The organism is Streptomyces sp. NPDC002619, assembly GCF_042889305.1.
GTDB lineage: Bacteria > Actinomycetota > Actinomycetes > Streptomycetales > Streptomycetaceae > Streptomyces.
Genome location: NZ_JBIAQV010000003.1, coordinates 275,402 through 296,102 on the forward strand (window position 1 = coordinate 275,402; position 20,701 = coordinate 296,102).

At 69.9% G+C, this 20,701-nt stretch carries 23 protein-coding genes, 2 pseudogenes and 1 riboswitch; of the genes and pseudogenes, 15 read left to right on the forward strand and 10 right to left on the reverse strand.

Annotated elements, in window-relative coordinates; translation table 11 throughout:
• The first annotated feature begins 32 nt into the window (after positions 1 to 32).
• The 6 genes from ACFYXB_RS08410 (at position 33) to ACFYXB_RS08435 (ending at position 6,204) form a co-directional block, all read left to right on the forward strand.
• Entirely contained in the window at positions 33 to 956 is a 924-nt protein-coding gene (locus ACFYXB_RS08410; RefSeq protein WP_389579168.1) for a patatin-like phospholipase family protein, read from the forward strand.
• Entirely contained in the window at positions 956 to 2,446 is a 1,491-nt protein-coding gene (locus ACFYXB_RS08415) for a phosphatase PAP2 family protein (RefSeq protein WP_389579170.1), read from the forward strand. The genes ACFYXB_RS08410 and ACFYXB_RS08415 overlap by 1 nt, the downstream gene beginning before the upstream one ends.
• Positions 2,443 to 3,624: a YbhN family protein gene (locus ACFYXB_RS08420; RefSeq protein WP_389579173.1), complete on the forward strand. Its 1,182-nt coding sequence runs from the start codon at positions 2,443 to 2,445 to the stop codon at positions 3,622 to 3,624. Before ACFYXB_RS08415 ends, ACFYXB_RS08420 begins: the two co-directional genes overlap by 4 nt.
• A gap of 289 nt (positions 3,625 to 3,913) precedes the next feature.
• On the forward strand, positions 3,914 to 5,158 hold the full coding sequence (locus tag ACFYXB_RS08425; protein WP_389579175.1) for an ABC transporter permease: 1,245 nt from the start codon (positions 3,914 to 3,916) through the stop codon (positions 5,156 to 5,158).
• A gap of 39 nt (positions 5,159 to 5,197) precedes the next feature.
• Positions 5,198 to 5,377, forward strand: coding sequence for a hypothetical protein (locus tag ACFYXB_RS08430; RefSeq protein ID WP_389579178.1), 180 nt, complete (start codon positions 5,198 to 5,200; stop codon positions 5,375 to 5,377).
• On the forward strand, positions 5,377 to 6,204 hold the full coding sequence (locus ACFYXB_RS08435; protein WP_389579181.1) for an SDR family NAD(P)-dependent oxidoreductase: 828 nt from the start codon (positions 5,377 to 5,379) through the stop codon (positions 6,202 to 6,204). Before ACFYXB_RS08430 ends, ACFYXB_RS08435 begins: the two co-directional genes overlap by 1 nt.
• On the opposite strand, the pseudogene ACFYXB_RS08440 reads toward ACFYXB_RS08435, so the two are convergent.
• Positions 6,170 to 6,767, reverse strand: a pseudogene (locus ACFYXB_RS08440) (DUF5990 family protein). The gene ACFYXB_RS08435 and the pseudogene ACFYXB_RS08440 sit on opposite strands and share 35 nt — an antisense overlap.
• The gene (merB, locus tag ACFYXB_RS08445) at positions 6,764 to 7,006 is read right to left on the reverse strand and encodes an organomercurial lyase (protein ID WP_389579183.1); all 243 of its coding nucleotides are present in this window, start codon (positions 7,004 to 7,006) and stop codon (positions 6,764 to 6,766) included. Before merB ends, ACFYXB_RS08440 begins: the two are co-directional and overlap by 4 nt.
• Here merB and ACFYXB_RS08450 point away from each other — a divergent pair.
• The 4 genes from ACFYXB_RS08450 to ACFYXB_RS08465 all read left to right on the forward strand — a co-directional run bounded on the left by ACFYXB_RS08450 (position 6,906) and on the right by ACFYXB_RS08465 (position 11,893).
• Positions 6,906 to 7,364: a hypothetical protein gene (locus ACFYXB_RS08450; protein ID WP_389579186.1), complete on the forward strand. Its 459-nt coding sequence runs from the start codon at positions 6,906 to 6,908 to the stop codon at positions 7,362 to 7,364. The genes merB and ACFYXB_RS08450 overlap by 101 nt on opposite strands.
• Positions 7,365 to 7,619: 255 nt before the next feature.
• Complete coding sequence (locus ACFYXB_RS08455; RefSeq protein ID WP_389579189.1) at positions 7,620 to 8,597, forward strand: cytochrome c oxidase assembly protein; 978 nt, start codon at positions 7,620 to 7,622, stop codon at positions 8,595 to 8,597.
• Between the two features lie 144 nt (positions 8,598 to 8,741).
• Positions 8,742 to 8,918: riboswitch (M-box (ykoK) riboswitch) on the forward strand.
• A 303-nt stretch (positions 8,919 to 9,221) separates the two neighbouring features.
• Positions 9,222 to 10,598, forward strand: a complete 1,377-nt coding sequence (locus ACFYXB_RS08460) for a magnesium transporter MgtE N-terminal domain-containing protein (RefSeq protein WP_389579192.1) — start codon at positions 9,222 to 9,224, stop codon at positions 10,596 to 10,598.
• Positions 10,595 to 11,893 carry an NRAMP family divalent metal transporter gene (locus ACFYXB_RS08465; RefSeq protein WP_389579194.1) on the forward strand — a complete coding sequence of 433 codons (1,299 nt, stop codon included), beginning with the start codon at positions 10,595 to 10,597 and terminating at the stop codon, positions 11,891 to 11,893. The genes ACFYXB_RS08460 and ACFYXB_RS08465 overlap by 4 nt, the downstream gene beginning before the upstream one ends.
• Before the next feature lie 149 nt (positions 11,894 to 12,042).
• Here the strand turns inward: ACFYXB_RS08465 and ACFYXB_RS08470 are convergent, their stop codons facing one another.
• The 6 genes from ACFYXB_RS08470 to ACFYXB_RS08495 all read right to left on the reverse strand — a co-directional run bounded on the left by ACFYXB_RS08470 (position 12,043) and on the right by ACFYXB_RS08495 (position 16,194).
• Entirely contained in the window at positions 12,043 to 12,450 is a 408-nt protein-coding gene (locus ACFYXB_RS08470; RefSeq protein ID WP_389579195.1) for a (2Fe-2S) ferredoxin domain-containing protein, read from the reverse strand.
• A 171-nt stretch (positions 12,451 to 12,621) separates the two neighbouring features.
• On the reverse strand, positions 12,622 to 13,716 hold the full coding sequence (locus tag ACFYXB_RS08475) for a magnesium and cobalt transport protein CorA (RefSeq protein ID WP_389579197.1): 1,095 nt from the start codon (positions 13,714 to 13,716) through the stop codon (positions 12,622 to 12,624).
• A gap of 209 nt (positions 13,717 to 13,925) precedes the next feature.
• A complete protein-coding gene (locus ACFYXB_RS08480; RefSeq protein ID WP_389579200.1) occupies positions 13,926 to 14,138 on the reverse strand; it encodes a hypothetical protein in 213 nt (70 codons plus the stop codon).
• Positions 14,139 to 14,460: 322 nt separating this feature from the next.
• Entirely contained in the window at positions 14,461 to 14,784 is a 324-nt protein-coding gene (trxA, locus tag ACFYXB_RS08485; protein ID WP_351349030.1) for a thioredoxin, read from the reverse strand.
• Positions 14,785 to 14,800: 16 nt separating this feature from the next.
• Entirely contained in the window at positions 14,801 to 15,784 is a 984-nt protein-coding gene (gene trxB, locus ACFYXB_RS08490; RefSeq protein WP_389579203.1) for a thioredoxin-disulfide reductase, read from the reverse strand.
• Positions 15,781 to 16,194, reverse strand: coding sequence for an arsenate reductase ArsC (locus tag ACFYXB_RS08495; protein WP_351349025.1), 414 nt, complete (start codon positions 16,192 to 16,194; stop codon positions 15,781 to 15,783). The genes trxB and ACFYXB_RS08495 overlap by 4 nt, the downstream gene beginning before the upstream one ends.
• An 88-nt stretch (positions 16,195 to 16,282) precedes the next feature.
• Between ACFYXB_RS08495 and ACFYXB_RS08500 the strand changes: the two genes are divergently transcribed.
• The 4 genes and pseudogenes from ACFYXB_RS08500 to ACFYXB_RS08515 all read left to right on the forward strand — a co-directional run bounded on the left by ACFYXB_RS08500 (position 16,283) and on the right by ACFYXB_RS08515 (position 18,156).
• Entirely contained in the window at positions 16,283 to 16,591 is a 309-nt protein-coding gene (locus ACFYXB_RS08500) for an ArsR/SmtB family transcription factor (protein ID WP_389579207.1), read from the forward strand.
• Positions 16,588 to 17,352, forward strand: a complete 765-nt coding sequence (locus ACFYXB_RS08505; RefSeq protein WP_389579210.1) for an aquaporin — start codon at positions 16,588 to 16,590, stop codon at positions 17,350 to 17,352. The genes ACFYXB_RS08500 and ACFYXB_RS08505 overlap by 4 nt, the downstream gene beginning before the upstream one ends.
• A pseudogene (locus tag ACFYXB_RS08510) lies at positions 17,349 to 17,612 on the forward strand (FAD-dependent oxidoreductase); the annotation flags it as partial. The gene ACFYXB_RS08505 and the pseudogene ACFYXB_RS08510, both read left to right, overlap by 4 nt.
• A gap of 46 nt (positions 17,613 to 17,658) precedes the next feature.
• A complete protein-coding gene (locus ACFYXB_RS08515) occupies positions 17,659 to 18,156 on the forward strand; it encodes an MFS transporter (protein ID WP_389579214.1) in 498 nt (165 codons plus the stop codon).
• A 39-nt stretch (positions 18,157 to 18,195) separates the two neighbouring features.
• Here the strand turns inward: ACFYXB_RS08515 and ACFYXB_RS08520 are convergent, their stop codons facing one another.
• On the reverse strand, positions 18,196 to 18,732 hold the full coding sequence (locus tag ACFYXB_RS08520; RefSeq protein ID WP_389579216.1) for a DinB family protein: 537 nt from the start codon (positions 18,730 to 18,732) through the stop codon (positions 18,196 to 18,198).
• Between the two features lie 29 nt (positions 18,733 to 18,761).
• Positions 18,762 to 19,130 carry a metalloregulator ArsR/SmtB family transcription factor gene (locus tag ACFYXB_RS08525; protein ID WP_351349013.1) on the reverse strand — a complete coding sequence of 123 codons (369 nt, stop codon included), beginning with the start codon at positions 19,128 to 19,130 and terminating at the stop codon, positions 18,762 to 18,764.
• A 200-nt stretch (positions 19,131 to 19,330) separates the two neighbouring features.
• Here ACFYXB_RS08525 and ACFYXB_RS08530 point away from each other — a divergent pair, with 200 nt between their 5' ends.
• Entirely contained in the window at positions 19,331 to 20,701 is a 1,371-nt protein-coding gene (locus ACFYXB_RS08530) for an NAD(P)-binding domain-containing protein (RefSeq protein WP_389579543.1), read from the forward strand.

Consider the following 20,701-nt stretch of genomic DNA (forward strand, 5'->3'; position numbering starts at 1 on the left):
AATGGTCGTTCGCGGATAAGGGAGGAGGCGACATGAGTACCGTGCAGACCAGCGGGTCGGCGATGACTCCGTACCACGTTCCACGGGATGCTGGGGCGCTGGCCGTGCCTGCGGTGGCTGAACGGGCGCCGTCCGACACCGTGGCGTTCGTGCTGCAGGGCGGTGGCAGCCTGTGCGCATCGCAGGTCGGCACATTGCGGGCGCTTACACAGGCGGGAGTCAGGCCCGATCTCGTAGTGGGGTCCTCGGCCGGCGCGCTCAACGGCGCCGCCTTCGCCGCCGACCCGAGCATCGAGGGAATCGACCGGCTGGAAGCGCTGTGGCTGCGCCTCAAGCGCCGGCACATCGCGCCGATATCGCTTCGGACCCTGATCAGGGCTGCGGTGGGCCGGGGAGAGGCGGCGGTCTCCAGCGCGGCGTTGCAGCAATTGCTACGGTCCGGCCTCGGCGTCGGCCGACTTGAGGAGACCGCCGTGCCGGTGCACGCCGTGGCGACCGACTTCGAGACCGGCGCCGCGGTGGTCCTGTCCCGGGGCGACGCCGTTTCGGCGCTGCTTGCCTCCGCGGCCTTCCCGGGCCTGTACCCCCCGGTGCCCGTCGGGGAGCGCCGCCTTATCGACGGCGGCGTATCGGCGGACATGCCCGTGCTCCAGGCGGAAGCACTCGGCGCGACCACCATCTACGTGCTGCCCGCCGCGGTTACGGAACAGGTGGACCGTCAGCCGCACGCAGCGGCCCTACTCGCCGCCTATCGGGCATTGGGTCAGATCCTGGATGAACGTGAGCGGCGGGATTTGGCGGCGGTCCGCGGGTCGGTTCTTCGGCTGCCCACAGCCACCACCCCTGTGGGTAGCCTCATCGACTTCCGTGACACTCCGCGGCTGATCGAGGTCGGCTACCGGCTCACCCAAGACTGGCTCGTCCAGCGGCCCGCGGCCACGGTGCGAGAATCCTGATGGCCAACCCGGCCTCCTTCGCGCGCCATCTACTTCCGCACCCCTCACGCACATCGGGCGGGCGCGAGTTGCCGCGTTGGTGGGTGGAATTGCTGCTGGTGGGACTGCTGTACGCGGTCTACGAAACCACCCGGGGGCTGCAGCGGAGCTGGACGGCCACTGCGGATCGCAACGGCCGGAGTATCCAGCGCTGGGAAGAAGCCCTGCACTTGGCGCCGGAGCAGTCGCTCAACGAGGTACTGCACGACCTGCCGGTCCTGGCCGTGCTCGCCGCGTACTTCTACGCCACCCTGCACTTCATCCTCACGCCCGCCGTGCTCATCTGGCTTTACCGGGCGCATCCCGGGCACTACCGCAGAGCCCGCACCTGGCTCGCCGCGGTGACATTGAGCGCGCTCATCGGATTCTGGCGTTTCCCGGCCACGCCGCCCCGGCTGCTTCCCCACACGGGGATCCACGACACCGTGGCCGATGTCGAGCAGTGGGGGTGGTGGAGCGGGCAGACCAGCGCGCCGCACGGGCTTGGCGGCCTCGTCAACGAGTACGCGGCGATGCCGTCACTCCATGTCGGCTGGGCAGTGTGGTCGGGTTGGCTCCTCTTCCGGCACGCCCGCCGAAAGAGTCTGATGGTCTTCGGCCTGGCCTACCCGGTGCTCACGACCGTGGTCGTCGTCGCAACCGGCAACCACTATCTGGCAGACGCCATCGCTGGGGCCTTCCTCATCGTGCTCTTCGGCGCGCTCGTAGGTCGCATTCACAACATCGGCAGACACGGCGTCGGGCGGAGGGCTGAACCCGGCTCGGGCCACGAGCGTCGCCCGGACCGCTGCCCTTTCCCCGTCAAACTGCCCAAGTCCTCGCTCGAAACCTCCCTCAGGTGGCTCACCATGATCTACTCTGTCCCACCCCCGCCTCCGGACGATGTGGACCGCCCGGACCTCGGGCCACAGCCACCGGACAGCGGAGACGGCAACGGCTACCGCGGGGCCAGCAGCTGGCTGCGCTGTCGACGTCGCGGTCAGATCTCCTCACATCTGCCGTTGCACCTCGTGGATGCTTTCCTCGTCAGCCATGACAACGAAGAACCGGCAGGGGGACTGCTGCGCTTTCGGATATCCGACGCCAGTGAAGCCGGCCGCTCTCGGCGCTCCTGGTGGCGTCGGGCAGACCTTGGGCACCAACTGGCCGGATCCGACGGGGAACTGCGGCTGGTCCGCACATACCCCGATGACGAGACAGGCACCTGCCAAGCCCTCAGCGCCACGCTGACGCTCAATGGCATCACTGACGCCGTGACCCTGCTCCGACTGAACGTTGTCGGCCCGTTCTCTTCGATCGCGGGGAAGGAATCGGGCCATGTTGTAGCGGTCGGCATTGACGTGCGATTCTTTGCGGGCTTGTGGGACCTGGCCATCGCGGAGCACACACGGTGCCAGGTGCACCTGGAGGGCCAGGTCCGTCTGGTGCCCGACTGGCCGATGCCGCGATGAGCAGCCCGCGTGAGGCCGAGGCGGGCAGCGAGCACGATCCGTGCGCGGCGGCGGGTGGCCGGACAGAGCAGGCTTGCCGGACCAACGAGTTCACGCCTGTGCTGCGCTTCCGTCGGAGTACCGCGCTGACCGCAGGCGCGGTGGTGGCCGTGCTGGGCACCGAGTTGGTGTTGATCGCGCCCTACGTGCCCCGAGCCGCAGGTCAGTTGGCCCACGCCCGACCCATGTGGTTCCTGCTGGCCGTTACCGCGGAGATGGTTTCCATGACGGCGTTCGCCTGCCTGCAACGGCTCTCGCTGGGGGCCGGTGGGCTGCGCGTAAGGCTGAGTTCTGCTGTCGCCGCAGTGTTCGCCGGAAACGCTCTCGGCGCGACCTTGCCAGGCGGCAGTTTGGTGTCGATCACCTACCGAACGCGCCGCATGCGCTCCTGGGGTGCCAACACGCCTCAGATCGGTTTCACGCATGCAGCCACTGGTGTTCTGAGCACGATCGCGCTGATCGTGCTCGCCGGCGTCGGCCCGACTCTCGCGGGGGACAGATCGCAGCTTGTCTGGCTCGCCGTTCGGGTGGGGGCGATCTGCGCCCTCACCAGCGCCGCATTGTCGTTGCTCCGCCACGCCGCTGTGCTGCGTCGGCCCGTGAGCGCCTTCCTTTACTTGTGGAGCAGACTGCGGCGCAGTGCCGTGAAACAGACGTCGGGGGCCGAACGCCTGCTCAGCGAACTTGCTGCTGTGCGCCCGCCGACCCGTTTCTGGGCGCGGGGGCTCGGCTTCGCCCTGCTCAACTGGACCTGTGACCTCGTGTGTTTGCTCGCTGTGTGCCGTGCACTGGGCATACCGGCCACGTTGAGTACGGTGCTCCTTGCGTACATCGCCGGGATGACCGCCGCGTCGGCCATGCCGCTGCTGCCTGCCGGGATCGGCACTCTTGATGCGGCCCTGGTCCTCGCCCTACATCACGGTGGGGTACCCAGTAGTGCCGCCACGGCCGCCGATCTCCTCTACCGGATGATCACCCCCGGACTGGTCAGTGTCGCCGGATGGGTTCTTCTGGTTCAAAGGCGCCGACGGTCAGTCCGTGGTCAGGGAGCCCGTGGCACTCGCCACAGCGCCCGCACCGTGTTGGCGACCCCATCCTCGACCGTGGGAACGAGCATGGCCGGCCGGAGGATGCAGTAGGCGGGCAGACCCGCATCAGCGCAACGGCGATCACCTCGGTGGTCACGTCGTGAGGTAGACCGCTGCTCTTTCGATGCTCTCGGACGACCGTGGCGAGGCCGGAGCGGATCTGCGCCGGCAAGTCGTGGAACTGCCTGGCCGGTGAGGGGTGGCGCTGGGCTGTGGCCCAGGCCGGCAGCGATGTCGGTCATGGATCCAAGATAAAGAAAAACGAATGTTCGTGTTGACGTTTCCCGGACGCCCAAGCAGACTGGGGGCGCTACGGAATGATCATTCACCTTCGGGAGGCTTGACCGTGAAGAACCCGTTGACCCGACTCCTGTCATGGCGTCGGGTCGTCATCGTGACAGTGGCGTTGCCAATGGCGATCTCGCTGGCCGTGATGGCGTATGCATGGCCCGCTTCGCGCATCGCGCCGCGTGATCTGCCTGTAGGGATCGTGGGCACGACCACGGCCAGCCAGAATGCGGTCGAAGGCCTGGAGCGCGGCAAGCCGGGCGCATTTGACTTTCACCTTTACCCCGACGAGGCGTCGGCGCGCTCCGCGATCAAGAACCGGGAGGTCTACGGCGCCCTCCTCGTCACTCCTGGCAGCGTCACCGTACTGGAGGCCACTGCCGCGAGCGCGTCTGTGGCCCAACTGCTCAGTACATCCGGCCAACAACTTGCCGCCCATGCATCCAAGGTGGCCGTGAAGGACGCAAGGCCGTCGGCTCATGGCACGTCCGTCAAGTCCAAGGCCCGGAAGGATGTCGCCAAGAGACCAGCCAAGGTCACGGTGAGGGCGGTGGATGTCGTCCCGAACTCTGCAGACGACCCCCGGGGAGTGGTGTTCAGCTCGGCGCTTCTCCCGCTCACAATGTGCAGCATTCTGATGGCATCGCTCATCACCATGGCGGGTGCCCGAATGCCGGGCTGGCGTCGGCTCGTGGACCTGCTCGCTGCGTGCGCCGCGACTGGCTTCGCTGCCTACCTGGTTGCCCAGGGCCTTCTCGGCGCGTTGCCGCACGACCACGTGGCCACCTGGGCGGCCCTCTCCCTCACCGTGCTCGCCATCAGTGCAACCAGCGCCGGCCTGATCACACTCATCGGCCCTGCAGGACTAGGGCTCAGCGCCGCGCTCATGGTCTTCGTAGGTAACCCGTTTTCCGGCAGCACGTCCGCACCGGAACTGCTGCCCAAGGCGGTGGACGACATCGGCCAGTGGCTGCCTCCGGGCGCCGGTGCGAATCTTCTGCGCGGCACGGCCTACTTCAACGGCAACGACTCCGGAGGTCATATCGCCGTTCTCGTCCTGTGGAGTGCACTCGGGCTAGCGACCGTCGTCCTCGGTCGCCGCACCCCCACCGTTGCGGACCCCTCGTCCGCGGAAGACTCCCGCAGGGCCGACGATGCGCGTACGGAAAGCCCGGCCGCGAGCAAGACCACGACGCCCGATGGGGGGTCGCTCCCCAACGGATATTCCCAGCCGTCGACACCGGCGCTGGAAGGCGACCACCCGCACTCGCACGCCCGGCACGCGGCCAACCACTGAGGCAGCCGCGACAGGAACCTGCCGCCTCGCCCTCATACTGTGGACCGGGTCGTCAAGACCATCGCCACCGCGGTGGAGGCCCGCAACCCCAAGCGGCGCTACATCGCCAGCCGCGACGCCCGGGCCCTGGGCACGCTGTCGCGGCTGCCGGCGGGCCTGCGCGAGCGACTGATCGCCAGCAGCCTCAAGCTGAGCAAGGTCACCGCAGGAGCCGCCTGATGAACGTCGGGACCCGCACCATCGTGCTCATCGGGGCGACCTCGGGCCTGGGCCGGGAGGCCGCCCGCCGGCTGACCGCCGACGGCCACCGGATGATCCTCGTCGGCCGCTCCTCCCGCCGGGCGAAGGACCTGGCGGCCGAGCTGCCCCAGGCCCATGTGATCAGCGCGGACATCGCCACCGCCGACGGTGTGGACGCCGTGGCACGCCAGGTGGCCGAGGTCACCGACCGCATCGACGTCCTGGTCAACAACGCGGGCGTCATGCGCCCCGCCCGGGAGGTCACCGCCGAGGGCTTCGAGCTGAACTTCGCCGTGCATCATCTAGCGCCGTACTCCACGACCAGCCGGCTGCTGCCCCTGCTCAGACGCGGCCAGGGGCGGGTGGTCAACGTCAACTCCGAGGGCCACCGCGCTCCCATGCGCGGCGGCGACCGGGTCGTCCTGGACTTCGACAACCTGCAAAGCGAGCGCGGCTACGACCCGTTCATGGTCTACAGCCGCACCAAGCTGGCCAACCTGTTGTTCACCTATCAGCTGCACGAGCGCTGTCCCGAGCTGACCGTGGTGGCCCTGCATCCCGGGTTCGTGCGCACCCGCCTGGGCCGCGAGTTCCCCACCGTGCAGGTGCGCCTCGTCCACGCCCTCGCGCTGTCCGCCCGGCGGGGCGCCGAGCCGGTGGTGCGCCTGGCGATCGGCAGCGTGCAGGCCGGCGCCTACTACAACCGGTTTACCCCGGTCGTCTCCTCGCACGACTCGTACGACGTCCCGGCCGCCCAGCGCCTGTGGTCGGTCACCGAGCAGATGCGCGGCCCGTTCGCCGTCTGATCGGAAACAGGACAAGCAACGGAACGGACCAGACTGTGACGAAGGACCAAGACCCTCTCCCGCCACGCAGTCCGAGGCGGCCTACCAGCAGGCCGGTGCGTGCGGCGGCGTCGAGTACCTCAGCAGGCACGGCGTCGAGCATGAGCTTGGCGCGGCGGAACATCGTGAGAGTGCCGGGAGTCGTCGACGGTGCCCCACGACAGGTAGATGAATCGGCCTCTTGGACGGCCCTGGACGTAGGGGCCTTTCACATCGGTGCCGTTGGCTGAGTCTGCCGTGGTGCACTCCAGGGTCCAGGTTGCCGAGGCAGCGTCGCCAGGCTGTAGATCGAGGAGTCGGCTGGGCGGTCGCGGCGTTGCACGGCGACGTGGATGTTGCGGCACACCGGGACGTCGTCGCCGGCGAATGCTCCAGGTGGGCAGGTGGGCAGGTGGGCAGGTGGGCAGGTGGGCAGGTGGGCAGGTGGGCAGGTGGGCAGGTGGGCAGGTGGGCAGGTGGGCAGGTGGGCAGGTAAGGCCGGGCAGGTCGACGGCGTCGATGCGGATGCGCATGCCGGCCATCATTCGCACTTTCGCCCGTGGTCGTCCGCCAGGAGCGAGCCGAAAACGGAACGTCCCAGGGCTTTGGCGCCGGCCTGGTCGATGGCCTTGCCCGTGTAGTCGGGGTGGTTCCTGGCCCAGCTCCGGGCGGAGCGGCGACTGGTGAAGAAGTTCACCCGACTCGCCCCGCGCCTGGCCCCGTTGGCGCTGCGCGCCACCGGACCCCGCGGACGTGTGTTCCGTACGGTCTCGGAACTCGGCATCCACTACCGCCGCAGCCCCGCCTCCACGGCCGGTTCACGTCCGCCCCGAAGCGGCCCGCGAGCGGGGGACCGGCTGCCCGACCTGCCCCGTGGCCTGCAAGCCCGCACGGCCGGGACGGGCTATCACCTGCTCTTGTCCGGCCCGCCGCGCCTGTGGCCCGACGAGCGGCTCGCTTCGCTCCTGAACGGGCGGGTCGATCTGCTCACCGTGCATCGGCTGGGCGAGCAGGGTCCGTGGCCGGAGGTCGCCCACGGGCTTGTACGCCCCGACGGCTACCTCGGCCATGTCGCCCGCGGCACCGATCTGGAGGGGCTGCGGGCCTACCTCGCCCGCTGGTTGCCGGCTGAGCGCGGCTGATGCGTCGTACGCCCGCAGGCGCACGGCGTGGGCGCCGGGTCGGTCGTGCCGCTCACGCGTCCCGCTGGGCGCCGGCCGAAGGGCCGGGTGCGGCACGGATGGTGAAGGCGGCGCGGACCGCAGCCGTCGCTCTAGGTATGGGTTCGGTATGAGCTCGGTGTGACGACAGCGATGGCAGTGAGTGCGCGACCGGGGACGGTCGTGTGCGGCGTAAAGTCCCGGGGCAGATCTGGCATGCCGTGGAGGTAGAACGCGATGGGGAGTCTGCCGCAGCTCACCACAGGACGGCTGCTCTCCTCCTGGCAATGGGACGTGCCCGCGCTGCTGCTCGTCGTCCTTCTGGGCGCGCTGTACAGCTGGGGCGTGCTGCGGCTCCGGCGCCGGGGTGAGCGCTGGCCCGTACCGCGCGTCGCCGCCTTCGCGTTGCTCGGCCTCGGCACGCTGGTCGTGGCAACGATGTCCGCTCTCGCGGTGTACGACCGTGTGCTGTTCTGGCCGGCGGCGGTCCAGAACGTCCTGCTCGACCTGATCGCACCGCTCGGGCTGGCGCTGGGCGATCCGCTGCGGCTGGCCGTCCGTGCCCTGCCCGAGCGCGCCGCGGGGCGCGCACAGCGGGTGATGACCGGGCGCCTGATGCGCCTGCTGACCTTCCCGCTGGTCAGTACGGCTCTGGTGCTCACGACGGAGCTGACGGTGTACTTCACCCCGTACTTCGAAACCGCCCTGGCCAACGACTGGCTGCACGAGGTGATGTATGTGCACCTGCTGCTCGCCGGAAGCCTGTTCGTCATGCCGGTGCTCACCCGCGAGGAGGCGCTGCCGGGGTGGTGTACCCATCCGGTCCGGGCGGCGCTGGTGTTCCTCGACGGGATCATCGACGCCGTGCCGGGCATCGTGGTGATGACCCACGGCACCCTCATCGCCGGGGCCTGGTACCGGGACCATGCCCCGTCCTGGGCGCCGGACGTGCTCCATGACCAGCAGCTCGGCGGCGGCGCGATGATCAGCATCGCCGAGCTGGTGGCGCTGCCCTTCCTGCTCGCGATCCTGGTGCAGTGGGCCCGTACCGAACGCGCCGAGACCGCCGCGCTGGACCGGCGCCTGGAGGCGGAGCTGGTCCCGGCGGCATCCGCGGCCGGACCGGCACAGAGACCGGACCTCGTACGCCCCTGGTGGGAGACCGAGAACAGCGAAGTCGCCCAGCGCATCCGACAACAGCGGCCGGGGCGCTGAGACGCCGCGGCGCGCTACCAGGGCGGGGTCGACGCGTTCGCACGGGTCTCGCGTCGGCCGTGGCTCTGCCGGCCACTCTTACCGAAGGTGAAGGCGTGTGGGTGACGGTGACCGCGGCGGGCGTAAGCTGTGCGCTGTTTGTTTGAGGCACCTCGTTCGGTGAGGCGTCTTCACGGACACAGGCCACTGACCCGACGACGTCGAGAGACGCCCAGGTTCAGGACACCTCTCCCCGACTTAAGGGGTGAGGCCAAGTGGCTTCCCGCCCACGGGTGGGATCACGCCGTGGAGTGCCAAAGCTCTGACGAGTTGGGGTGAACCAGGAGCATCGCGTCCTGGTCCGCTCCTTGCCGAGTCGTCGCGACACCTCTGCGGTGTCTCCGGCCGGAAGGAGGCGAGAGATGGACAGTAGTCCGGGCCATAGTCGGCCCCTACCCGCGTTGTCCTCGTCGTCCTGCCGCGGCACGAGGCAGCTGCTGCTTCCCTGACCTCCGTCCGGCACCGTTGCCGGCCGCCAGCGCTCGCCTACCCGTCCTGGCGGTCGGCCTGCGCAGATCTCCTGGTCAGGGCGCTTGGTGCTGTCTGGTGCCGCCCGGTGCCCCGCTGTCTCGTCGGGGCAAGGGGGTGTTCACCTTGGCCACCAACACTCTGCTCATGTCCACCACCGCCCGCCTGCGCAACCGCCGGGTTCATCTGGAGCGTCGTGCGACCGCGTCCAAGGCGGTGCGCGCGTCCCTGGTCTCGCTCGCAGGTCTGATCGGCGGACCGGTCACCAACCAGGCCGGGGAGGAAGTCGGCCGGGTCGTCGACGTCGTCGCCCGGCTGTACGGCCCCGATCCCTACCCGCCGGTGACCGGCCTGGTCATCCGGGTCGGCCGCCGCCACGCTTTCCTGGCCGCCGGCACCGTGGAGAAGGTCCACGCCGGGCGGGTCGCCCTGCGCAGCGCCCGCCTGGACCTGCGCGAGTACGAGCGTCGTCCCGGTGAGGTGCTGCTCGCCCGCGACGTTCTCGACCATCAGCTCGTCGATGTCGACGGGGTGCAGGTCACCCGTGCCGCCGACCTGTACCTGGCCCCGCTGGCCGACCGGGTGGTGCTGGTCGGGGTGGATGTCAGCCTGCCGACCCTGTTGCGCCGCCTCGGGCCGCGCCGGTGGCAGGCCCGCCCGACCCCGGAGCGGGTGCTGGACTGGCAGGCTATGGCCCCGTTCGCCGAACACGCCACCGACGGCCCCGCGCAGGTCCAGCTGCGTGCCTCCCGGGGCGCACTGCACCAGCTGCGCCCCGCGGACCTGGCCGATCTGCTCGAAGACCTCGGCCGGACCGAGCGGCAGCAGTTGCTGCACATGCTGGAACCTGCCGCCGCTGCGGATGCGTTGGAGGAGATGGAGCCGGCCGAGCTGGAGAACCTGCTGCGCGAGGCCGACCCCGCCCACGCCGCCCGGCTGGTGGAGGAGATGGAGCCGGACGAGGCCGTCGACGCGCTGCGCGACCTGCACGAGGACGAGCGCGAGCGGTTGCTGGAGCGTATGCCCGCCGCCGAGGCCGCGCACCTGCGCCGGCTGTTGGCCTACCCGGAGGACACGGCGGGCGGTGCGATGACCACGCTGCTGGTCACCGCCCGACGCGAGCAGAGTGTCGCCGAGGTCCGCGCCGTACTGGCGGCGCAGTCCGAGCACCGTACCGAGATCGACGCGATCGCCATGGTGGACGACGACGGCCGCCTGGTCACCGACATCGCGCTGTTCGACCTGGCGGTGGCCGAGGACACCACAAAGGTCGCCGATCTGACCGGCTGGCTCGCCCAGTTCGGCCCACCGGCGACCGTGCACCCCGACACCCGCCTGGCCGAGGCTGCCGAACAGCTGGTGGCCTCGCGTGCCTCCTCCCTGCTGGTCGTCGACGACCAGGAACGTCCGCTGGGCCGGATTCTGGCCGACGACGTCCTGGACACCCTGCTGCCCGAGCGCGGGCGTCTGCACTTCCGGAGGTTCCTGCAGTGACCCGCGACCTCGACACCACCGCAGCCCCGCCGGTCTCCGCGACCGCCCCCGGCCCCCGGCGGCGGGGCCTGGGACGCCTCACTGTGGTTGCCGCCATCGCCGGGCCCGGCCTCGTCGCCGCGAACGCCGGCAACGACGCCGCCGGGATCGCCACCTACGCCTCGGCCGGCTCCCAATTCGTCTACGGCACGCTCTTCTTCATGGTGCTGGTCACCATCGCCCTGGTCATGGTCCAGGAGATGGCCGTACGCCTCGGCGCGCACACGGGCAAGGGCCTGGGCGCGCTGATCCGCGAACAGTTCAGCCTGCGGCTGACCGGGCTCGCGGTGTTCTGCCTGCTGCTGGCCAACACCGGCCTGGTCGTCTCGGAGTTCGCCGGGATCGGCGCCGCCTTCGAACTCTTCGGCGTCCCCAAGTGGGCAGTCATCCCCCCGGCCGCGATCCTGCTGTGGTCGCTGGTGCTGTTCGGCTCCTACCGGTGGGCCGAACGCATCTTCCTGATCATGTCGCTGGCGTTCTTCGCCTACCCGATCGCGATGATCCTCGGCCACCCGCACTGGGGCGAGGTCGGCAAGCACCTGGTCGTCCCGCACATGGAGCCGAGCAAGAGCTTCATCCTGCTGGCGGTCGCCCTGATCGGCACCACGGTCAGTCCGTACATGCAGTTCTACGCGGCCGCAGGCGTCGTCGACCGCGGCGCCAAGCCCGAGGACTACAAGCTCATCCGCGCCGACGCCATCCTCGGCGCCGTCTTCGCCTGCCTCATCAGCCTGACCATCATCATCGCCACCGCCGCCGCCATCGGCGGTACCGGCCCGCTCAACTCCGCCGCCCAGGCCGCCGAAGCCCTCAAACCCGTCGCCGGACAGAACGCCGAACTCCTCTTCCCTCTCGGCCTGATCGGCGCCTCCGCGCTGGCCGGGGCGGTGGTGCCGCTGTCGGCCAGCTACGCCATCGGCGAGGCCGCGGGCGTGGAACGCTCCGTCTCCCGCAGTTTCCGCGACGCACCCCTGTTCCTGGGCCTGTTCACCGCCCAGATCGTCCTCGGCGCCACGGTCGCGATGACCCCGGTCGACGTCATCCAGCTACTCATCGGCACCCAGGTCCTCCAGGGACTGATCAGCCCCATCGTGCTGGTCTACCTGCTGGTCCTCACCAACCGCCGCTCCCTGCTGGGCAAGGCGGCCAACAGCCCCCGCTACCGCATCGCCGCCACCACGGTCGTGGTCGGCGTCGCGGGCATGTCCACCATCCTGCTCGTGCAGACCGTCCTGGGCTGGTTCGGCCTCGGCTGAACCCTGCCCCGAGAGGAAGTCGTGTCATGAAGAAGTACGGCCCCTACCTCGTGGCTACCGCCCTGCTCGCCTGGCTCACCACCATCGTGCTGCTGATCGCCCTCGACCCCCAGCCCGCCCCGTGAGCTCGTGCCCGGCCGCGCATGAGGTCAGCCTTCCAAGGGCCGGCGGATGCGGCGGGAGGGGCTGAAGGCGTACAGGTCGAGGACTCCGGGCGGGTCGGCGAGGCCGGGGCCGCCGGCCTCGATCCAGGCGGTGATGTCGGCGGTGGCGTCTTCGTCGTTGACCAGCCCGAGCCACACGGGCCGTCCTCCGGCCTTGCGGCCCTCGGCGGACGGCTGGATCACGATGATGTTGGCGTGCTCGCAGGCGTCCAGGCAGCCGCTCACCCGTACCTGGGCCTGTCCGGCGAGGCGCTCGCGGAGCCGGGCGAGCTGCTGAGAGTGATCGAGGCCGGGGATCTTGGGTGGGCCGCAGCAGCGCCCCCGGCACACGGTGACCGTGCAGCGGGCCGCCCCCGCCGGAGCGGGGGCGGCCTTGCGGATGCGGCAGCTCACCGGTCGGTGTCCCGGGCGCGGCGCCGGGCGGCATCGCGCAGCAGGCGCAGACCGTTCAGGCCGGCGATGACGGTGGAGCCTTCGTGGCCTGCGACACCGAGCGGCAGCGGGCGGCCGACTCAGCGGACGATGAACCCGCGGCACGTCAAGCGCGAGCGCGACATCGGGCGGTCACAACCAGCCGTTGCGCTTGAAGCCCCGGTGGATGAGGAAGCAGGCGGTGGCGATGACGGCGAGGGCGAGCGGGTACCCGAAGCGCCAGTGCAGTTCGGGCATGTGGTCGAAGTTCATGCCGTAGACGCCGCACACCATGGTCGGTACGGCGATGATCGCGGCCCAGGCGGTGATCTTCCGCGCGTCTTCGTTCTGGGCGACGGTGACCTGGGCGAGGTGGGCCTGGAGGATGGAGTCGAGCAGGGCGTCGAAGGCGGTGATCTGCTCCGTGGCGCGGGTCAGGTGGTCGGCGACGTCGCGGAAGTACGCCCTTATCTCGGGCTCGATGATGCGCGTCGGCTCGGTGGCCAGCACCTGCAGGGGGCGGCCGAGGGGCACCACGGCCCGTTTGAGTTCCAGGAGTTCGCGCTTGAGCTGGTAGATGCGGCCCGCGTCGGCGGCCTTGGAGCCTTGGGGTGAGAAGACGTCCGTTTCCACCTGGTCGATGTCGTTCTGGACTGCATCGGTGACGGTGACGTAGTCGTCGACGACGTGGTCGGCAATGGCGTGCAGCACGGCGGCCGGGCCCTTGGCGAGCTGGTCCGGGTCGGCTTCGAGGTCTTCGCGCAGCGGGCCTAGGGAGCCATGGCGTCCGTGGCGGACGGTCACCACGAAGTCGGGTCCGGCGAAGACCATGATCTCGCCGGTGTCGACGACCTCGCTGGTGGCGGTCAGTTCTTCGTGCTCGACGTAGGCGACCGACTTGAAGACGGCGAACAGGACGTCGTCGTACTGCTCGACCTTGGGCCGTTGATGGGCGTGGACGGCGTCCTCGACGGCGAGCGGGTGCAGGCCGAACAGCTCGGCGACCCGCGCGAACTCCGTCTTGGTGGGCTCGTGCAGGCCGAGCCAGACGAAGCCGTGGCCGCGTTTGCGTACGCGGGCGACGGATTCCTCAACGGTGGGGGCGGCCTCCTGGCGGATGCCGTCACGGTAGATGACACAGTTGACGACGGTGGAGCCGAGCGGGGAGCGGGCCGGGTGGCTGAGGTCCACCGGGCGCCCCTGCCGCGCGAGATGGGCGACTTTGCGCAGGTTGCCGACCATCGACATGCAGTACTCCTTCGCCGAGATCCGGCCAGTGTGCCAGGAGCAGGTAAGGCGCGTGTCAGAGCCGGTGCCTGCGGCGGAAGGCTCGGTAGAGAGGGGAGCATGCCGTGACGGTGACGGCCAGTCGCTGGACGACACGAGCCGGCGAGACGTCAGCCCGTAGCGCCGAGCTCCTGCCTTGGTGTGGCGCGTACCGGCTGGGCCTGGGGCAGTCACAGGCTCAGCCGGTACGGCAGCACGCAGACACCGTTGAGCGCCGCGCGCCGCAACCAGCCGGACGGTCGCTGCTGCGCCCAGTGCCGTACGAGTCCGATCTGGCCGATGGTGAAGCCGATGAACACCCCGATCGCGAACAGCGGGATCATCCGGTGGGTGTCCGCATTGACGGCGATCAGCAGGAGCGCCGCGAGGAGAGCGAGAGCCACAACTCCCGCTTCGCCTCAATCCTGCGCGGACGCGACGACCTGATCAGCATCCACCGGCTCGGCGAAAAGAGCCCGTGGCCGGACGCGGTCCAGGGGCGCGTACGCCCTGACGGCTACCTCGGTTACGTCGCGCGCGGTGCCCGGTCGGAAGGGCTCCGCGCCTCTGTCGAGCGTTGGCTGCCCGCACAGCACGATTGATTCGTACGGCATCGCTCCCGCCGATGGCGACGATGCGTTTGCCGGCCATCGGGATACCTCCGTCGGAGATCAGAGAAAGGGGGCTCGGTGGGGGCTCTGGGGGCGCCCCCACCGGCGTCGCGTGTCAGGCGAGGTGGTCGGCGAGTTCGCGTTCGAGGGCGGCCTTCGGCTTGGCGCCCACGATGGTCTGCACGACCTCGCCGCCCTTGTAGAGGTGCAGCGTCGGGATGGACATGACGCCGTACCGGGCGGCGATGGCCGGATTCTCGTCGATGTTGAGCTTGACGATCTCGATCTTGTCGCCGTGCTCGGCGGCGATCGCCTCCAGCGAGGGGGCGAGCTGGCGGCACGGGCCGCACCAGGCAGCCCAGAAGTCGACCAGGACCGGCTTGTCGCTGGTGAGGACGTCCTGTTCGAAGGAGTCGTCGGTGACGTTCTTGAGAGTCATGATGTTTCTCCGGGCGTCAGACGGCAGCCGGGACAGGCTCGCCTGTGGTGTCGGCGTCGCTCAGAGCGGCGAGGTACCGCTCGGCGTCGAGGGCGGCCGCGCAGCCGGAGCCGGCCGCGGTGATCGCCTGCCGGTAGGTGTGGTCGACCACGTCACCCGCGCCGAAGACGCCCGCGATGTTCGTGCGCGTGGAGGGGGAGGCGACCTTGAGGTAGCCCTCGTCGTCGAGGTCCAGCTGGCCGGTGACCAGGTCGGTGCGCGGGTCGTGGCCGATGGCGACGAAGAGTCCGGTGGCCGGGAGGCGGGAGGTCTCACCGGTGACGGTGCCGCGCAGGGTGAGCCCGGCGAGTTTGCCGCCGTCTTCGTGGATCTCGGCGACCACGCAGTTCCAGGCGAAGGAGATCTTCGGGTCGGCGAAGGCGCGGTCCTGCATGGTCTTGGAGGCCCGCAGGGTGTCGCGGCGGTGGACGACCGTCACGGAGCGGGCGAAGCGGGAGAGGAAGGTGGCTTCCTCCATCGCCGTGTCGCCGCCGCCGACCACCACGATGTCGTGCTCGCGGAAGAAGAAGCCGTCGCAGGTCGCGCAGTACGACACGCCACGGCCGGACAGCGCGTCTTCGCCGGGCAGGTTCAGCTTGCGGTGCTGCGAGCCGGTCGCCACGATGACGGCCTTCGCCCGGTGGACCGTGCCCGCGCTGTCGGTGACGGTCTTGACCGTGCCGGTCAGGTCGACCTGGACGACGTCGTCCGGGACCAGCTCGGCGCCGAAGCGCTCGGCCTGGGCCCGCATGTTGTCCATCAGGTCCGGGCCCATGATGCCGTCGCGGAAGCCGGGGAAGTTCTCCACCTCGGTCGTCTGGACCAGCGCGCCGCCGGCCGTGACCGCGCCCTCGAAGACCAGCGGCTTCAGCGAGGCGCGGGCGGTGTAGAGGGCGGCGGTGTATCCGGCGGGGCCGGAGCCGATGACGATGACGTTGCGTATGTCCGTCGCCGTGCTCATGCCTGGGGCTCCGGCGCGATCTCCTTGATCAGGCCCTCGATCAGTACTTTGATCTCGTCCCGGATCGGACGCACGGCCTCGACGCCCTGGCCCGCCGGGTCCTCCAACTCCCAGTCCAGGTACCGCTTGCCCGGGAAGACGGGGCAGGTGTCGCCGCAGCCCATGGTGATGCAGACGTCCGACTCCTTCACCGCGTCGACGGTGAGCATCTTCGGTACCTCGGCGGAGATGTCGATGCCGACCTCGGCCATGGCCTCGACGGCGGCCGGGTTGACGTCGGCGCCCGGGTTGGAGCCGGCGGAGCGGACCTCGACACGGTCCCCGGCCAGGTGGGTCAGCCACGCTGCGGCCATCTGGGAACGGCCGGCGTTGTGGACACAGACGAACAGCACGGAGGGCTTGTCGGACATCAGAGGTCTCTCTTGTCTCGCAACCGGACGGGTACGACATATCAGCACCCGGTGGTGTCAGTCACCGCTGATGTGACAGTATCAGCCCATGATGACGCCAGTCGACACTGATCTGATCCGGGTACTGGCCGACCCGCTCAGGCTCCAGATCGTGACCCTGCTCGCCAAAGAGACGCTGTGCACCACCCACCTTGTGGAGGAGACCGGTGCCCGGCAGACCAACCTCTCCAACCACCTGAGAGTGCTGCGCGAAGCCGGGGTCGTCGAAACGGAACCGTGCGGCCGCTACACGTACTACAAGCTGCGCCCGGACGTCATCGCCCAGCTCGCCGGTCAGTTCGCCGACCTGGCCGAGTCCGCTCGTGCCGCCGCAGAGAACAAGAGGGCCTGCCCATGACCCCCACCGAAGCCGCCACCACCGCGGAGTCCGCCCCAGCCGCTCCCGCACCCGCGCCGGGTGCCACCCCGCCGCGTACCCCGCTGGTCGCCCGGGCCGCCGCCGAACTCATAGGCACGGCGCTGCTGGTGGCGGTCGTGGTCGGTTCCGGCATCCAGGCCACCGAACTGACCCAGGACGTCGGCCTGCAACTGCTGGCCAACTCCACGGCCACCGTCTTCGGCCTCGGCATCCTGATCCTGCTGCTCGGCCCGGTCTCCGGCGCGCACTTCAACCCGGTCGTCACGCTGGCCGAGTGGTGGACCGCCCGCCGCGGCGGCGCCGGGGTAACCCTGCGCGAGATGGCTGTCTATCTGCCCGCGCAGATCGTGGGCGCGATCGCGGGTGCGATCCTCGCGGATGCGATGTTCGGCGAGCCTCTCGTGAAGTGGTCCACACACGACCGCTCGGCCGGGCACCTGCTGCTCGGTGAGATCGTCGCGACTGCGGGCCTGATCCTGCTGATCTTCGGCCTCGCCCGCGCCGATCGCCTGCAGTTCGCGCCCGTGGCCGTCGCCTCCTACATCGGCGCCGCGTACTGGTTCACCTCGTCGACGTCCTTCGCCAACCCGGCGGTGACCGTCGGCCGCGCCTTCACCGACACCTTCGCGGGCATCGCGCCGGGCTCGGTTCTGGGCTTCATCGGCATGCAACTCGTGGGCGCCGTGGTCGGACTGGCACTGGTGGCCCTCATCTTCATGCCCGGACGATCGGCCGAGTGAGCCACAGGACGCAGGTGGTGGTGATCGGCGGCGGTCAGGCCGGGCTCGCCGTCGGTTACCACCTGCGCCGTCCGGGCCTCGACTTCGTCATCCTCGACGCCCAGACCACACCGGGCGGCGCCTGGCAGCACGCCTGGGACTCACTGCGCCTGTTCTCCCCGGCCGCGTACTCCTCGCTGCCTGGCCGCCTCATGCCGGCGCAGAGCGGCGAGACCTACCCCGACGCGCAGCACGTGGTGGAGTACCTGGCCGACTACGAGTAGCGCTACGAGCTGCCCGACGAGCGGCCTGTGCGCGACGCTGCTGATGCTGCGGACGACCGAACTGCTCACGCCCGACCACGGCACGAAGACGGCGACCACGCTCGCGCTCGGCCTGTACACCGCCTACAACGTTGCCGCGGCCGTCGCCTCCGTCCCCGCCGGACGCCTGGCCGACCGGCTGGGTGTGCGCGGCCCACTGCTCGTCCTGACGGCCGGGGTCGCGGCATTTGCCGTCTCCTACGACCTGTTCGCGGTCAGCGGCGCGGCCATCGCCTTCCTCGCGATCCCGTTCGTCCTGGCCGGGGTCGGCATCGGCGCGGTAGAGACAGCACAGCATTCCGCCGTCGCCGCGCTGGCTCCCCAGGATCCGCGAGGTTCGGCCTTCGGCCTGCTGGCCACCAGGCAGTCCCTGGGCAACCTTGCCGCCTCCGCCGTCGCCGGCATCCTGTGGACCGCTCTGTCCCCGACAGCCGCGTTCGCCTACCTCGCGGCCTGGATGGTGCTGGCCCTGGCCGGCTTCGCATTCACCGCACGCGGTTGAAGGCGTGAGCTCCAACGGCTGACTCCTGCTTCCGCCCGATCAGCGCCCCTCCCTCAGCGTGAGCTGTCGGCGGTGGAAATCGAAGTGTTCGGTCGGGTAGCGGTACAGGTCCGCGATGGTCATGACATCGCGGAAGTAGGGGTCCCAACGGGTGGGGTAATGCATGAGCAGCGCGAGATCGGGTTCCCGCTCGGCGTCGAGGCGACGGTGCAGGTCGGCGATGACACGGTCGAATGCCGTTCCCATCCGGCGGCGCCCGAGGACCTTCGCGCCGCCCACGGGGCCCAGGTAGTTGACGACGTCGAAGGGCTTGGTGGCAGCGTTCAGGAGCCGGGCGAAGAGCCGGCTGGCGCCGTGCGGCAGCCGCCCGAAGACCCGTAGCAGGACCAGCAGGGGCCGGATCAGGATGTAGCCGAAGAGCATGTGGAACAGCAACTGCTCGTTGGTCCACCGGGTGCCGTCGGTGAGCCGGCGCAGGTCGGTCCCGGTGGCGTGTTCGAGGAGCTGGTGGAACGCCGTACGGGCTCGCTCCATCTCCTCGTGGACGGCCTTGCGGTCCACCGCGGACTCGCTCAACGAACTCACCTCCGCTCTGCAGAGCGTGCTCAGCCCATGGTGCCGAGCATGTGCCCCATCGCCGCGACCACCGACGGTTCCACCCGGTAGTAGACCCAGGTGCCGCGCCGCTCGGAGGTGAGCATCCCGGCTTCCTTGAGCTTCTTCAAGTGGTGGGAGACGGTCGGCTGCGAGACGCCGACGTCGGAGATGTCGCACACGCACGCCTCGCCGCCTTCGTGCGAAGCGACCAGCGAGAACAGCCTCAACCGCACCGGATCGCCGAGCGCCTTGAACATCCGGGCGGTCTTCTCCGCCTCCTCGGCGGTCAGCGGGCGCTCGGTGAGCGGCGGGCAGCACGGCGCCACGGCCTCCGAGACCTTGGGCTCCAGCAGCGGCAGCACCTTCGTATTCGACATGTATCTATGTTGACATACGTCGAACCAGGGTGGCGAGGTGCAGTTTGACCCAGCCGAGAGGACCGTGCCGTGACACGATTGCCCACTCGCCCGCCGAATTAGATAGGTGTCTATGTTGACGTTTATCGATACAGGTGCCAAGCTGGCCGCACAAGCCATCCACAAGCGTCGAAGCAAAGGGGAACTCAGTGGCCGCGTCCATGAACAGCGTGCTCACCACCGACCAGCTGCCCGTCGTGGTCATCGGAGCCGGCCCCATCGGCCTGGCCGCCGCCGCCCATCTCATCGAGCGCGGCATCGAACCCCTGGTCCTGGAAGCCGGCCCCGCTGCCGGTAGCGCCGTACGGGAGTGGTCGCACGTGAGGCTGTTCTCCACCTGGGGCGAGGTCATCGACCCGGCCGCTGAGAAGCTCCTGGCCTCGACCGGCTGGACCCACCCCGACAGTGCCACCTACCCCACCGGCGGCGACTGGGCCGAGCAGTACCTGCAGCCGCTCGCTGATGTCCTCGGCGACAAGGTCCGCTACGGCGCCACGGTGACCGGTATCGCCCGCGCCGGCCGTGATCGCATCGTGGACTCCGGTCGCGAGGAGCAGCCCTTCACCGTCCACATCCAGCTCGCCGACGGCCACGAGGAGCGGATCGCCGCCCGCGCCGTCATCGACGCCTCCGGCACCTGGTCCACCCCCAGCCCGATGGGCGCTGACGGCCTGCCCGCCCTCGGCGAGAAGACCGTCGCCGAGCGCATCTCCTACCGCGTCCCCGACCTGGGCGCCCCTGCCGTCCGGGCCAGGTACGCAGGCAAGCGCACAGCCGTCGTCGGCTCGGGCGCCTCCGCCTTCACCGCCCTCGCCTACCTCGCCGACCTGGCCAAGGAGGAGGACGGAACGCACTCGCTGTGGATCCTGCGCCGCGACACCAGCGCCAACACCTACGGCGGCGGCGAGGCCGACCAGCTGCCCGCCCGCGGTGCACTGGGCCTGCGGGCCAAGTCCGCCGTCGAGAACGGATACGCGAGCGCGGCCACGGGCTTCCGCATCGAGGCCGTCGAGCGAGATGCCGACAGTCGCCTGGTTCTGGTCGCCGAGGACGGCCGCCGCCTCGACCCGGTCGACGAGGTCATCGCCCTGACCGGCTTCCGCCCGGACCTGTCCTTCCTGTCCGAGGTCCGCCTCGGCCTCGACGAGCGCCTCCAGGCCCCGACCTCGCTCGCCCCGCTGATCGACCCGAACGTCCACTCCTGCGGCACGGTCTACCCGCACGGCGTGAACGAGCTCTCGCACCCCGAGCAGGGCGTCTATCTGGTCGGCATGAAGTCCTACGGCCGCGCCCCCACGTTCCTCGCCATGACCGGCTACGAGCAGGTCCGTTCCATCACTGCCGCGATCGCGGGCGACCAGGAGGCCGCCGAGCGCGTCGAACTCACCCTTCCGGAGACCGGCGTGTGCGGCGGCGCGGGCCTCTTCGACGAACCGGAGAACGCCGAGCAGTCCGCCGGCGGATGCTGCGCCACCCCCACCACCCTCCAGATCGGCATCGGCGCCCCGGCCTCCAGCTCCGGCGGCTGCTGA